Here is a 13,566-nt window from a genome sequence, read left to right as displayed (position 1 = left end):
ACGAGACGAACGAGCTCCGGCTATCGAGTAAAAATAATTCTCATTTAGTTCAAGATCACCAGCGCCGGGAATTCCTGAAGCCTGGCGGAGGTGATGTGCGCGAGGGAACGGACCACATCCAGTGGCTGGTCAAGCCGGTAATTACCGGTGACGGCGACGTCTGCCAACTGCTCGTTGGTGTTGATGATCCAGCCCGGATAGTAGCGCCGCAGTTCCGCCAGCACCTGGCTCAGCGGGCAGTTCTCGAACACCAGTCGGCCCTGGACCCAAGCCAGATCGGTGGCGGCATCAAGCCTGGCCGGACGGTCGAAACCGTTGGGGCCGATGCGGATACTTTCGCCGGCAGAGAGTCGCACGCGCGCGTCGTTGCGCGTGGCGCGCAAATCGACATCGCCACGCTGCACCCGAACCTGGGCCACGCCGTCCAGATAGCGCACGGCAAATGCGGTATCGCGCACGCTGGCCTTGACCGGCCCGGCGTCGATCTCCAGCGGCTCGGCGCGATTGGCCGGCACTTCGAAAAACGCCTCGCCCTGATACAAACGGGCCACGCGTTGCTGATCGTTGATGGTGCTGGAAAACGCCGAATTGGTGTTCAGCAGGACTCTCGAGCCGTCCTCCAGTTGCAGGCGCTGGCGTTCACCGATCACGGTCAGATGATCCGCCTGAAGGCGCATCGGCAGATTGCTGAAACTGAACAACCCGAGAATCAGCACTGCCGCCGTGGCCAGCGGTCTCCAGTGCGGACGAAGACGCGACAGGACGGTCACTTTCGGCGGCTGGGCGGCCAGGTTTTGCGCGCATTGCGTAACCTGCGGGCCGTCCCAGATCGCCTGCGCCTTGGCAAACGCCTCGGCATGCAACGGGTCGGCGTCGAGCCAGTCATGGAATTGTCGGGTCTGTTCTTCGCTCGGACTGCCCAACACGATGAGCCAGTCCAGCGCCTGGTCCATTGCGCTGGCGGAGTCCCGCGCCGGGGAGGGCGGAGGGGAGCGATGGGTGTCCGTCACGGTGTTTCCTCGGCAGTGTCTGTGCACGGCTGTTTTTTAGTGAAGCTCGAAGTGGGGCAAGAGTAGCAAAGCCTGCGCGTGAAAATCTGCCGCCTCAGTCGCCGTTTAGCCGCTGCGCGATACCGATGCAGATCGCCATGATCAGCTTCAGCTCCTTTTGCACGGTGCTCAACGACACGCCAAGCTTCTCGGCAATTTCCAGATAGCTGTGCCCGTGCAGGCGACTGAGGATGAAAATCTGCTGCTGACGAGGGCTGAGTTCACTGAGGCTCACGTTCAAGCGTTCGAGCAACTGTTCGGCATGGGCGGCATCCTCGGCGCTACTGACAGGTGAGGCGACTGCCTGCACCACGTCCAGCGGCACGTCGTCGAGCATCGTGCGGGACTGGATGCGTCGCGCACGCAAATGGTCCAGCGCCAGGTTGCGGGCGGTCTGGAATACGAAGGGTTCAAGGTGATCGATGGCCCGCTCGCTGAGCGCTCGGGTGACGCGCAGGTAGGTTTCCTGCAAGAGGTCTTCGGCGGTGCTGTGATTGTTGACCATCCGCTCCAGCGTGCGCAGCAGTGAAACGCGCTGGGCGATGAAGACGTGATTGAAGCGCGATTGACTCACGGGAGGACCTGATCCATTTCGAGCAAATGATAATGCTTATCATCCGCTCGAATGGTCAAGTGCTGATTTGTGACGCTTTACCCACGACCCAGCAGATAGGTCGCGTAATCCGGAATGCGGTGTTCGTGAGCCTGATCCATCAACGGGCTGCTGAGCAGGTAGTCGGCGCTGCATTCGTTGCAGGCCACCGGGATGTTCCATACCGCCGCGACCCGCAGCAGGGCCTTGATGTCCGGGTCGTGGGGTTGCGGTTCGAACGGGTCCCAGAAGAACACCAGCATATCGACCCGCTGCTCGGCGATTCGCGCGCCCAGTTGTTGGTCGCCGCCCAGCGGACCGCTGATCATGCTTTCCACCGGCAGGTCGAGGCGTTGTTGTAACAACAACCCCGTTGTGCCAGTGGCGACCAGTTCGTGCTGTGCGAGTTTGTCTTTCTGCCGCTCGGCCCAGTCCAGCAAAAATACCTTGCAGTGGTCGTGGGCAACCAGGGCGATACGCTTGCGCGCCGCCAGGGTTTTTTGCGTAAAGCTGATACCGATCATCGCTTGCTTCTCCCAGGCGTAATGCGCCTGCGACGACGCATTTTCCGGCGTTTTCACATACCTGTAGGAGCTGCCGAAGGCTGCGATCTTTTGATCCTGGCGGTTGTGAGGCCGGCAAAAATCAAGATCAAAAGATCGCAGCCTTCGGCAGCTCCTACGGGGGCCGCGTCGACGTAGCTGTTTATTCTGCGTTGCAGAGCGCCAGGCAGTTATCGAGCATGCGGTTGGAGAAGCCCCATTCGTTGTCGTACCAGGCCAGCACTTTGAGCAGCTTGCCGCTGGACTTGGTGTGGTTGGCGTCGAAGATCGACGACAGCGGGTTGTGGTTGAAGTCGCTGGAAACCAGCGGCAGGGTGTTGTAGCCGAGAATCTTCGAGTGCTGGCTGGCTTGTTTGAGCATCGCGTTGACTTCATCGGCCGACGCTTCACGCTTGAGCTGCACGGTCAGGTCCACCAGCGACACGTTGATCACTGGAACACGCACCGCCATGCCGGTCAGTTTGCCCGCCAGTTCCGGCAGCACCAGGCCTACCGCTTCAGCGGCGCCGGTCTTGCTCGGGATCATGTTCTGGGTGGCGGAACGGGCGCGGTACGGGTCGGTGTGATAGACGTCGGTCAGGTTCTGGTCGTTGGTGTAGGCATGGATGGTGGTCATCAGACCGCTTTCGATGCCCAGCTCGCGGTGCAGCACCTGGGCCACCGGGGCCAGGCAGTTGGTGGTGCACGAGGCGTTGGAAATGATCTGGTGCGATTGGCGCAGAATGTCGTGGTTAACCCCATAAACCACGGTGGCATCGGCGCCTTTGGCCGGGGCCGAGATGATCACTTTGCGCGCGCCGGCCGTAATATGCGCGGCGGCTTTGGCACGGTCGGTGAACAGACCGGTGCATTCGAACACGACGTCGACCTTTTCCGCGGCCCAAGGCAGTTCGGCCGGGTTGCGAATGGCGCTGACCGAAATACGGTCGCCGTTGACGGTCAGGCTTTCCTGATCGTGCTGGACATCGGCATCGAATGTGCCGTGAACGGTGTCGTACTTGAGCAGGTGAGCATTCATCGAGCTGTCGCCCAGGTCGTTGATCGCTACGATCTGCAGATCCTGACGATAGCCTTGGGTATACAGTGCGCGCAGGACATTACGGCCGATACGGCCAAAACCATTGATTGCGATTCGAAGAGTCATTTACAGCGCCGCCGTCGTTTTGTTGTTGGAATTACAAGATTATTCGCAAAAAAATAGAAAACAAGCCTTTTTAGTGGCAATATTTTGTTTTATCTACAACGAGTGACCTGAATCAACTGGTCCGAATGATCAAGAAAACCGTCTGTCACCCCGATCACAGCGGTACTTGGTCAGCATAGACAATCAGGTCGCCACATCCGTTAGCCTGGAGTTCTACACATGCATCCCCGCGTCCTTGAGGTCACCGAACGGCTTATCGCCCGCAGCCGCGCCACGCGTGAGGCTTACCTTGCATTGATCCGCGGCGCCGCCAGCGACGGCCCGATGCGCGGCAAGTTGCAATGCGCCAACTTCGCCCATGGCGTGGCCGGGTGTGGCAGCGACGACAAGCACAGCCTGCGGATGATGAACTCCGCCAACATCGCCATCGTTTCGTCATATAACGACATGCTCTCGGCGCACCAGCCGTACGAAGTCTTCCCGGAACAAATCAAAAAAGCCCTGCGCGAAATCGGTTCCGTCGGCCAGTTCGCCGGTGGCACCCCCGCGATGTGCGATGGCGTGACCCAGGGTGAGCCGGGCATGGAACTGAGCCTGCCGAGCCGCGAAGTGATCGCGTTGTCCACTGCTGTGGCGCTGTCCCACAACATGTTCGACGGCGCGTTGATGCTCGGCATCTGCGACAAGATCGTGCCGGGCCTGATGATGGGCGCGTTGCGTTTCGGTCATCTGCCAACGATCTTCGTGCCGGGCGGGCCGATGGTGTCGGGCATCTCCAACAAGCAGAAAGCCGATGTGCGTCAGCGCTACGCCGAAGGCAAGGCGACGCGCGAAGAGCTGCTGGAATCGGAGATGAAGTCCTATCACAGCCCTGGCACCTGCACCTTCTACGGCACCGCCAACACCAACCAGTTGCTGATGGAAGTCATGGGCCTGCACTTGCCGGGCGCCTCTTTCGTCAACCCGAACACCCCGTTGCGCGATGCCCTGACCCGCGAAGCGGCGCACCAGGTCACCCGCCTGACCAAGCAGAACGGCGACTTCATGCCGATCGGCGAAATCGTCGACGAGCGTTCGCTGGTCAACTCCATCGTGGCCCTGCACGCCACCGGCGGTTCGACCAACCACACCCTGCACATGCCGGCCATCGCCATGGCCGCGGGCATTCAGTTGACCTGGCAGGACATGGCCGACCTCTCCGAGGTGGTGCCAACCCTGAGCCACGTGTACCCGAACGGTAAAGCCGACATCAACCACTTCCAGGCGGCGGGCGGCATGTCGTTCCTGATCCGCGAACTGCTGGAAGCCGGCCTGCTCCACGAAAACGTCAACACGGTGCTGGGCCACGGCCTGAGCCGCTACACCATGGAACCGTTCCTGGAAAACGGCGAACTGGTCTGGCGCGAAGGCCCGATCGAAAGCCTCGACGAAACCATCCTGCGTCCGGTCGCTCGCGCATTCTCGCCAGAGGGTGGCTTGCGGGTGATGGAAGGCAACCTCGGCCGTGGCGTAATGAAGGTCTCGGCAGTCGCGCTGGAAAACCAGATTGTCGAAGCGCCGGCGATGGTGTTCCAGGATCAGCAGGATCTGGCCGATGCGTTCAAGGCCGGTTTGCTGGAGAAGGATTTTGTCGCGGTGATGCGCTTCCAGGGCCCACGTTCCAACGGCATGCCGGAACTGCACAAGATGACGCCGTTCCTCGGCGTGCTGCAGGATCGCGGTTTCAAAGTGGCGTTGGTGACTGACGGGCGTATGTCCGGCGCCTCGGGGAAAATCCCGGCGGCAATCCATGTCAGCCCCGAAGCTTATGTGGGCGGCGCTTTGGCGCGGGTACAAGAGGGCGATATCATCCGCGTCGATGGCGTCAAAGGCACCTTGGAGCTTAAGGTGGACGCCGAAGAATTTGCAGCGCGCACGCCGGCCAAGGGCTTGTTGGCCAATAACATCGGCAGCGGTCGCGAACTGTTTGGTTTCATGCGCATGGCCTTCAGCTCCGCAGAGCAAGGCGCTAGCGCCTTTACTTCTGCCCTGGAGACGCTTAATTGAAACTGGCTTTGGTCGGTGACATCGGTGGCACCAACGCACGTTTCGCGTTGTGGAAAAACCAGCAACTGGAATCGATCCAGGTGCTGGCGACGGCAGACCACGCCAGCCCGGAGGAGGCGATTGCGCTCTACCTGAGCGGGCTCGGTCTGGCGCCGGGTTCGATCGGTTCGGTGTGCCTGTCGGTGGCGGGCCCTGTGAGTGGCGATGAATTCAAATTCACCAACAATCACTGGCGACTCAGTCGCAAGGGTTTCTGCAAGACTTTGCAGGTGGATCAACTGCTGCTGGTCAACGATTTCTCGGCGATGGCGCTGGGCATGACCCGTTTGCAGCCCGGCGAATTTCGGGTGGTCTGCGAAGGCACGCCGGAACCGTTCCGGCCGGCGGTGGTGATCGGTCCGGGCACTGGCCTGGGCGTGGGCACGTTGCTCGATCTGGGCGAGGGCCGTTTTGCCCCGCTGCCGGGAGAGGGTGGTCACGTCGATCTGCCGCTGAGCAGCCCGCGAGAAACCCAACTGTGGCAGCACATCTTCAATGAGATCGGCCATGTCAGCGCTGAAACGGCATTGAGTGGCAGTGGTTTGCCGCGGGTCTACCGGGCGATCTGCGCGGTGGACGGTCACACGCCTGTGCTCGACACGCCTGAGGCGATCACAAAGGCCGGGCTGGCGGGTGATCCGATTGCCCTGGAAGTGCTCGAGCAGTTCTGCTGCTGGCTCGGTCGCGTGGCCGGCAACAACGTGCTGACCACCGGTGCACGGGGTGGTGTGTACATCGTTGGCGGCGTGATTCCACGGTTTGCCGATTTCTTCATCGAAAGTGGTTTCGCCCGCTGCTTCGCCGACAAGGGTTGCATGAGCGATTACTTCAAAGGCATCCCGGTGTGGCTGGTGACGGCGCCGTATTCCGGGTTGGTGGGCGCGGGTGTGGCGCTCGATCAGGCTTGAGACCGCGTCGCCTTCATCGCGGGCAAGCCACGCTCCCACAGGATTACCTACATCTGAAAATGTACGCATAACCTTGTGGGAGCGGGCTTGCCCGCGATGAGGCCCTCACAGGCAACATAGATCTTTGAACGATCAGGCATAATCCACCCAATTCAAACAACAAGGACGCCGCCCCGTGAGCTCAGTCAACAAGTCGATTTTGTTGGTCGATGACGATCAAGAGATACGCGAGTTGCTGGACACCTACCTGACCCGCGCCGGTTTCCAGGTCCGTACCACGCCCGACGGCGCAGGCTTTCGTCAGGCCTTGAACGAGGCGCCGAGCGATCTGGTGATTCTCGACGTGATGCTGCCGGACGAAGATGGCTTCAGCCTCTGCCGCTGGATCCGCCAACACCCGCGTCAGGCCCAGGTGCCGATCATCATGCTTACCGCCAGCTCCGACGAGGCCGACCGCGTCATCGGCCTGGAACTGGGCGCCGACGACTACCTCGGAAAACCCTTCAGCCCGCGTGAATTGCAGGCGCGCATCAAAGCCTTGTTGCGCCGCGCGCAGTTCGGTCAGGAGCGTTCTGGCAGCGAAGTGCTGGCCTTCGATGACTGGCGGCTGGACATGGTCAGCCATCGGCTGTTCCACATCGATGGCGAGGAAGTGATTCTCTCGGGCGCCGATTTCGCGCTGCTGAAACTGTTCCTCGATCACCCCCAGGAAATCCTCGACCGCGACACCATCGGCAACGCCACCCGTGGTCGTGACTTGATGCCGCTCGATCGCATCGTCGATATGGCGGTCAGCCGTTTGCGCCAGCGCCTGCGCGACACCGAAAAGCCGCCACGGCTGATCCGTACCGTGCGCGGCAGTGGCTACCAACTGGCAGCCAATGTGGTTGCCGGCAATGGCCACTGAGTTCCTGCGCAAGCTCGCCGGGCGGGTGCCGGTACCGCGCTCGCTGCTCGGGCGCATGTTGCTGCTGACCCTGCTGGCGGTGCTGTTCGCCCAGACACTGTCGAGCGTGATCTGGGTGTCGCAATTGCGCGCCACGCAGCTCGAAGGCCTGGTCACCAGTGCCCGCAGCCTGGCCCATTCGATGACGGCCAGCGTCAGTTATTTCCGCTCTTTGCCGGTAGCGTTCAGGCCGCTGGTACTCGATCAGTTACGCAGCATGGGCGGCACCCGGTTTGTGGTGACGCTCAACGACAAACCCTTGGGCATGGAAGTGCTGCCGATCACCCCGCGCAAAGCAGCGGTGCTCAAAGCGGTGGACGAAGTGTTGCGCCAGTCGCTGGGTCAGGACATCGACATCTCGGTGACGTTCGTCAGCCCCGAAGACCTGCGGATTTTCAACGGCGGCTTGAAGCTCGATGAGTTGCCGCGCTCCTGGGCGCATTACGCGTTGACCCTGGAACCGGTGAACCCGCCAGTGCTGGTCACGCAAATCCAGATGGCACCGGGGGAATGGCTGTACATCGCCTCACTGTTGCCCGAGCCCTACACCAGTCTTGAAGAACAAGGCCTGCCGGCGCAGCAGGTCTGGTTCATCGTGCTCACCAGCGGTTTCTTGCTGCTGTTCATCGGCCTGCTGGTGCACTGGCAGAGCCGACCGCTCAAGCGATTGGCTCGCGCGGCGCGGGACATGTCCCTGGGCGCCGAAGTCGAACCGGTGGCCGAGGGCGGCGGCAGTGAAGTAGTGGAAGTGGGCCGCGCCTTCAATGCGATGCGCGAGCGCATCAGCCGTTACCTGACCGAACGCAGCCAGTTGTTCAGCGCAATTTCACACGATTTGCGCACGCCGATCACCCGGTTGCGACTGCGGGTGGAGTTGCTCGAAGACGAAAAGCTGCAAGCCAAGTTCGGTCGCGATCTGGATGAGCTGGAGTTGCTGGTCAAGGGCGCGTTGCAATGCGTGAAAGACACCGACATCCACGAAAACATCGAACCGGTGGACCTCAACCATGTGCTCGACTGCCTGGTGGAACCGTATCTGGCGCCCAACGGCAATGGCCGCGTGACCCAGCATGGCCGGGCGTTGGCGCCGTATCCCGGTAAACCGTTGGCGCTCAAGCGTTGCATCGGCAACCTGATCGACAACGCCTTGAAATATGGGCAGAACGCGCATCTGCACATCGATGACGACGAGAGCGCGTTCGTCCTGCATGTCGATGATGAAGGGCCGGGTGTGCCAGAGCAGCGGCTGGAGCAAGTGTTCGAGCCGCACTTTCGCTTGGCCGGACAGCAGCAGGGTTATGGCCTGGGGCTGGGGATAGCACGCAACATTGCCCACAGCCATGGCGGTGAAGTCAGCCTGCAAAACCTGCGTGACGGCGGGTTGCGGGTGACGTTGCAGTTGCCGCGTAGTGTTGATTAGCGGCACCGCGTTATCGTTCATCGCGGGCAAGCCCGCTCCCACAGAATTGCCTGCATTTTCAAGGTATGTGCATAACCTTGTGGGAGCGGGCTTGCCCGCGATGGCGTCAGAGCATCCAACACATGCCTGAAGGCTAATGTCACAACTCTGTGACAAAGGCCGCCCCCTTCGTTACCTGCCCGCCACCGCCCGTTGTTTAGACTGCCCCCAGTCATAACAAAAAAAAAGGTCTTCCCATGGACACTTTCCAACCCGCCTTCAGCAGTTGGCTGAACGCGCCTGCCCATCAGCAATGGCTCGCCACTGAAGGCCTGCGCCTGCTGGCATTCGCCAAGGCTTCAAGGCTTGCCGAAGGCTTCGGCAATCTCGATGAAAAGGGTTGCCTCCCGGCCAACGCGCAAGCCGAAACCATGAACACCGCGCGCATGACCCACAGCTTCGCCATGGCCCACATCCAGGGCCTGCCGGGTTTCGCCGAGCTGGTGGATCACGGCATCAAAGCCCTCTGCGGGCCGCTGCGTGATGCCGAACACGGCGGCTGGTTCGCCACGCCCGAACACCGCGACGGCAATACCGGCAAAGCCGCTTACCTGCATGCCTTCGTGGCGTTGGCCGCGAGTTCTGCTGTGGTCGCTCAGCGTCCCGGTGCACAAGCCTTGCTCGACGATGCGATCCATATCATCGACACGCATTTCTGGTGCGAGGAGGAGGGCGCCATGCGCGAATCCTTCAACCGCGACTGGAGCGTCGAGGAAGCCTATCGCGGCGCCAACAGCAACATGCACGCTACCGAAGCCTTTCTCGCCCTGGCCGATGTCACCGAGGACAACCGCTGGCTGATTCGCGCCCAGCGCATCGTCGAGCGCGTCATTCATGAGCACGCCGCGGCCAACGATTACCTGGTGGTCGAGCATTTCGACCGCGACTGGCAGCCGCTGCGTGACTACAACCACGACAACCCGGCTGACGGTTTCCGCCCTTATGGCACCACGCCGGGCCATGGCTTTGAATGGGCCCGGCTGTTGCTGCATCTTGAAGCGGCCCGGGTGCAGGCCGGGATACTCACACCGGGCTGGCTGGCAACCGATGCGCAAAAACTCTTCGAGCACAATTGCCGTCACGGCTGGGACGTCGACGGTGCGCCGGGCATTGTCTACACCCTCGATTGGGATAACCGTGCGGTGGTTCGCCATCGCTTGCACTGGACTCATTGCGAAGCCAGCGCCGCCGCCAGTGCGCTGCTAAAACGCACCGGTGATGAGCAATACGAGCGCTGGTACCGACTGTTCTGGGAATTCTGTGACAGTCATTTTATTGACCGTTGCGATGGCAGCTGGCATCACGAACTCGATCCTCTGAACCGTCCGAGCGCCGATATCTGGGCCGGCAAACCCGACCTGTATCACGCCTGGCAAGCCGTATTGATCCCGCGCCTGCCGCTGGCGCCGAGCATGGCCAGTGCGCTGGCGCAGTTGTCCCAGAGCGTTGCTGTGTAACCATGTGGTGACATTCGCGCGTCCCTTCGTTACCTGCGAAGGGGCATCCCCTGTTTAGAATCCTATGCAGCGCAAGCACCAGACTTGCATGCATAACAACAAGAAAGGTACTACTAGATGAATGCGATTTCTCGCCTCGCTACTGTCATTTCTCTCGCCTCACTGCTTCCTGTTGCAGCATTTCCCCTCAGTGCCCTTGCCGCCGATGCCAAAGGTTCGGTGGAAGTCGTTCACTGGTGGACGTCTGGTGGTGAAAAAGCGGCCGTCGATGTGCTCAAGGCCCAAGTCGAAAAAGACGGCTTCACCTGGAAAGACGGCGCAGTCGCCGGCGGTGGCGGCTCCACGGCCATGACCGTACTCAAAAGCCGCGCCGTGGCCGGCAACCCGCCGGGCGTAGCCCAGATCAAGGGGCCGGACATCCAGGAGTGGGGCAGCACTGGCCTGCTCAGCACCGACACCCTCAAAGAGGTTTCCAAGTCCGAAGGCTGGGATAACCTGCTGATCAAGAAAGTCTCCGATACCGTGAAATACGAAGGCGATTATGTCGCCGTGCCGGTGAACATCCACCGCGTCAACTGGTTGTGGATCAACCCGGAAGTCTTCAAGAAAGCCGGGATCGAAAAAGCGCCGACCACCCTCGAAGAATTCTATGCCGCTGGTGACAAGCTGAAAGCCGCCGGCTTCATCGCGCTTGCCCACGGTGGCCAGCCTTGGCAGGACAGCACCGTGTTTGAAGACGTGGTGCTCTCGGTCATGGGCGCAGACGGTTACAAGAAAGCCCTGGTCGACCTGGACCAGAAAACCCTCTCGGGGCCTGAGATGGCCAAGGCCTTCACCGAGCTGAAAAAAGTCACCGGCTACATGGACCCGAACCGCGCCGGTCGTGACTGGAACATCGCTGCAGCCGACGTCATCAACGGCAAGGCCGGCATGCAGATGATGGGCGACTGGGCCAAGAGCGAATGGACCGCAGCCAAGAAAGTTGCGGGCAAGGACTACCAGTGCGTGCCGTTCCCGGGCACTGAAAAAGCCTTCACCTACAACATCGACTCAATGGCCGTGTTCAAGCTCAAGGCCGATCGCAAAGGCGACATCGCCGCCCAGCAAGACCTGGCCAAGGTTGCTCTGGGCAAAGACTTCCAGAAAGTCTTCAGCATCAACAAAGGCTCGATCCCGGTGCGTACCGACATGCTTAACGACATGAGCGCGCTGGGCTTCGATTCTTGCGCTCAAGCGTCCGCCAAGGATTTCCTGGCTGACGAGAAGACCGGCGGCCTGCAACCGAGCATGGCGCACAACATGGCCACGTCCCTGGCCGTGCAGGGCGCGATCTTTGATGTGGTGACCAACTTCATGAACGACAAGAACGCTGATCCGGCGACGGCCAGCAAGCAACTGGCGTCGGCCGTCAAAGCTGCCCAGTAAGTAATCCCTGACGCCGCGTGACCCCTGTGGGAATGGGGCTTATGTGGGAGTCGGGCTTGCCCGCGATGCAGGCAACTCGGTTTAACTTCAAACCGAGTTGATGCCATCGCAGGCAAGCCAGCTCCCACAAAAGCCCGCTCCCACAAGGGATCGCCGTGCCGATTTCATTTCTCTTCACCTGGATTATCCCGATGAGCTCTGTGGCGGTTTTCAGCAAAGCCTCACCGTTCGACGCATTGCAACGCTGGCTCCCCAAACTGGTTTTGGCGCCGAGCATGCTGATCGTCCTGGTTGGTTTTTACGGTTACATCATCTGGACATTTGTTCTGTCCTTCACCAATTCCAGCTTCATGCCGAGCTACAAATGGGTCGGCCTGCAGCAATACATTCGCCTGATGGACAACGATCGCTGGTGGGTCGCGAGCAAGAACCTCGCGGTGTTCGGCGGCATGTTCATCGGCATCAGCCTGGTGCTGGGCGTGTTCCTCGCGGTGCTGCTGGATCAGCGTATTCGCAAGGAAGGCTTCATCCGCACCGTTTACCTGTACCCGATGGCGCTCTCGATGATCGTTACCGGTACCGCGTGGAAATGGCTGCTCAACCCGGGCCTGGGCCTGGACAAAATGCTGCGTGACTGGGGCTGGGAAGGCTTCCGTCTCGACTGGCTGGTGGATCAGGATCGCGTGGTGTATTGCCTGGTGATCGCCGCCGTGTGGCAAGCCTCCGGGTTTGTAATGGCGATGTTCCTGGCAGGCCTGCGTGGCGTCGATCAATCGATCATCCGCGCGGCGCAAGTCGACGGTGCGAGCCTGCCGACCATCTACCTGAAGATCGTATTGCCGAGCCTGCGCCCGGTGTTCTTCAGCGCCTTCATGATTCTCGCGCACATCGCGATCAAGAGCTTCGACCTGGTGGCGGCAATGACCGCGGGTGGCCCGGGCTACTCGTCCGACCTGCCGGCGATGTTCATGTACTCCTTCACTTTCAGCCGTGGCCAGATGGGCATTGGTTCGGCGAGCGCCATGATGATGCTCGGCGCGATCCTGGCGATTCTGGTGCCGTACCTGTACTCCGAATTGCGAGGCAAACGCCATGAGTAATCAACTCGGAAAACCGGCGATCAGCTTCAGCCGCATCGCAATCTACGCAACCTTGTTGCTGGCCGCCGCGATCTACCTGATCCCGCTGGTGGTGATGCTGCTGACCAGTTTCAAATCCCCGGAAGACATCCGCACCGGTAACCTCTTGAGCTGGCCGCAAGTGATTGATGGCATCGGCTGGATCAAGGCCTGGGACAGTGTCGGCAGCTACTTCTGGAACTCGGTGAAAATCACCGTGCCGGCGGTACTGATCTCTACGTTCATCGGTGCCATGAACGGCTACGTGCTGTCGATGTGGCGCTTCCGTGGTTCGCAACTGTTCTTCGGCCTGTTGTTGTTCGGCTGCTTCCTGCCGTTCCAGACCGTGCTGCTGCCAGCCTCGTTCACCCTCGGCAAGATCGGCCTGGCCAACACCACCACGGGCCTGGTGCTGGTGCATGTGGTCTACGGCCTGGCGTTCACCACGCTGTTCTTCCGTAACTACTACGTGAGCATTCCGGATGCGCTGGTCAAGGCGGCGCGGCTGGATGGCGCGGGCTTCTTCACGATTTTCTGGAAGATCCTGCTGCCGATGTCGATCCCGATAGTGATGGTCTGCCTGATCTGGCAGTTCACGCAAATCTGGAATGACTTCCTGTTCGGCGTGGTCTTCGCCAGTGGCGATGCCCAGCCAATTACCGTGGCCCTGAACAACCTGGTCAACACCAGTACCGGGGCCAAGGAATACAACGTTGATATGGCCGCCGCGATGATCGCCGGGCTGCCGACACTGCTGGTCTACATATTCGCTGGCAAGTATTTCCTGCGTGGGCTGACGTCCGGCGCGGTCAAGGGGTAG

General features: G+C 60.7%; 12 protein-coding genes. 8 read left to right on the top strand and 4 right to left on the bottom strand.

What is annotated here, in order from left to right; all coding sequences use genetic code 11:
• Positions 1 to 44 precede the first annotated feature (44 nt).
• The 4 genes from AB7M22_RS19875 to gap form a co-directional block, all read right to left on the bottom strand.
• Entirely contained in the window at positions 45 to 1,010 is a 966-nt protein-coding gene (locus AB7M22_RS19875) for a FecR family protein (RefSeq protein ID WP_454187552.1), read from the bottom strand.
• Between the two features lie 94 nt (positions 1,011 to 1,104).
• Positions 1,105 to 1,623: an RNA polymerase sigma factor gene (locus AB7M22_RS19870; protein WP_454187551.1), complete on the bottom strand. Its 519-nt coding sequence runs from the start codon at positions 1,621 to 1,623 to the stop codon at positions 1,105 to 1,107.
• 77 nt (positions 1,624 to 1,700) lie between these two features.
• On the bottom strand, positions 1,701 to 2,165 hold the full coding sequence (locus AB7M22_RS19865; RefSeq protein WP_007903352.1) for a methylglyoxal synthase: 465 nt from the start codon (positions 2,163 to 2,165) through the stop codon (positions 1,701 to 1,703).
• Between the two features lie 181 nt (positions 2,166 to 2,346).
• Complete coding sequence (gene gap, locus AB7M22_RS19860) at positions 2,347 to 3,348, bottom strand: type I glyceraldehyde-3-phosphate dehydrogenase (RefSeq protein ID WP_008013978.1); 1,002 nt, start codon at positions 3,346 to 3,348, stop codon at positions 2,347 to 2,349.
• Between the two features lie 219 nt (positions 3,349 to 3,567).
• Here gap and edd point away from each other — a divergent pair, with 219 nt between their 5' ends.
• From edd to AB7M22_RS19820, 8 genes are all read left to right on the top strand, one after another.
• Positions 3,568 to 5,394: a phosphogluconate dehydratase gene (edd, locus tag AB7M22_RS19855; RefSeq protein WP_008013980.1), complete on the top strand. Its 1,827-nt coding sequence runs from the start codon at positions 3,568 to 3,570 to the stop codon at positions 5,392 to 5,394.
• Positions 5,391 to 6,341 carry a glucokinase gene (locus AB7M22_RS19850; RefSeq protein WP_454187550.1) on the top strand — a complete coding sequence of 317 codons (951 nt, stop codon included), beginning with the start codon at positions 5,391 to 5,393 and terminating at the stop codon, positions 6,339 to 6,341. The genes edd and AB7M22_RS19850 overlap by 4 nt, the downstream gene beginning before the upstream one ends.
• Positions 6,342 to 6,516: 175 nt before the next feature.
• Positions 6,517 to 7,248 (top strand): response regulator, encoded by a 732-nt coding sequence (locus AB7M22_RS19845; RefSeq protein WP_454187549.1) that lies wholly within the window; start codon positions 6,517 to 6,519, stop codon positions 7,246 to 7,248.
• Positions 7,238 to 8,707 carry an ATP-binding protein gene (locus AB7M22_RS19840; RefSeq protein ID WP_454187548.1) on the top strand — a complete coding sequence of 490 codons (1,470 nt, stop codon included), beginning with the start codon at positions 7,238 to 7,240 and terminating at the stop codon, positions 8,705 to 8,707. The genes AB7M22_RS19845 and AB7M22_RS19840 overlap by 11 nt, the downstream gene beginning before the upstream one ends.
• A 236-nt stretch (positions 8,708 to 8,943) precedes the next feature.
• On the top strand, positions 8,944 to 10,203 hold the full coding sequence (locus AB7M22_RS19835) for a D-mannose isomerase (protein WP_454187547.1): 1,260 nt from the start codon (positions 8,944 to 8,946) through the stop codon (positions 10,201 to 10,203).
• A 117-nt stretch (positions 10,204 to 10,320) separates the two neighbouring features.
• Positions 10,321 to 11,628, top strand: a complete 1,308-nt coding sequence (locus AB7M22_RS19830) for an ABC transporter substrate-binding protein (protein WP_454187546.1) — start codon at positions 10,321 to 10,323, stop codon at positions 11,626 to 11,628.
• Positions 11,629 to 11,819: 191 nt separating this feature from the next.
• Entirely contained in the window at positions 11,820 to 12,728 is a 909-nt protein-coding gene (locus AB7M22_RS19825; protein ID WP_007902369.1) for a carbohydrate ABC transporter permease, read from the top strand.
• Positions 12,721 to 13,566 (top strand): carbohydrate ABC transporter permease, encoded by an 846-nt coding sequence (locus AB7M22_RS19820; RefSeq protein ID WP_007902370.1) that lies wholly within the window; start codon positions 12,721 to 12,723, stop codon positions 13,564 to 13,566. Before AB7M22_RS19825 ends, AB7M22_RS19820 begins: the two co-directional genes overlap by 8 nt.

This window comes from Pseudomonas sp. ADAK2 TE3594 (genome assembly GCF_053628675.1).
This window is presented reverse-complemented; position numbering and strand designations above follow the sequence as displayed.

Excerpts from the sequence above, each read along its gene's own strand:
- AB7M22_RS19865 (WP_007903352.1), bottom strand. The coding sequence starts at position 2,165 with ATGATCGGTATCAGCTTTACGCAAAAAACCCTGGCGGCGCGCAAGCGT.
- gap (WP_008013978.1), bottom strand. The coding sequence starts at position 3,348 with ATGACTCTTCGAATCGCAATCAATGGTTTTGGCCGTATCGGCCGTAAT.
- edd (WP_008013980.1), top strand. The coding sequence starts at position 3,568 with ATGCATCCCCGCGTCCTTGAGGTCACCGAACGGCTTATCGCCCGCAGC.
- AB7M22_RS19840 (WP_454187548.1), top strand. The coding sequence starts at position 7,238 with ATGGCCACTGAGTTCCTGCGCAAGCTCGCCGGGCGGGTGCCGGTACCG.
- AB7M22_RS19835 (WP_454187547.1), top strand. The coding sequence starts at position 8,944 with ATGGACACTTTCCAACCCGCCTTCAGCAGTTGGCTGAACGCGCCTGCC.
- AB7M22_RS19830 (WP_454187546.1), top strand. The coding sequence starts at position 10,321 with ATGAATGCGATTTCTCGCCTCGCTACTGTCATTTCTCTCGCCTCACTG.
- AB7M22_RS19825 (WP_007902369.1), top strand. The coding sequence starts at position 11,820 with ATGAGCTCTGTGGCGGTTTTCAGCAAAGCCTCACCGTTCGACGCATTG.
- AB7M22_RS19820 (WP_007902370.1), top strand. The coding sequence starts at position 12,721 with ATGAGTAATCAACTCGGAAAACCGGCGATCAGCTTCAGCCGCATCGCA.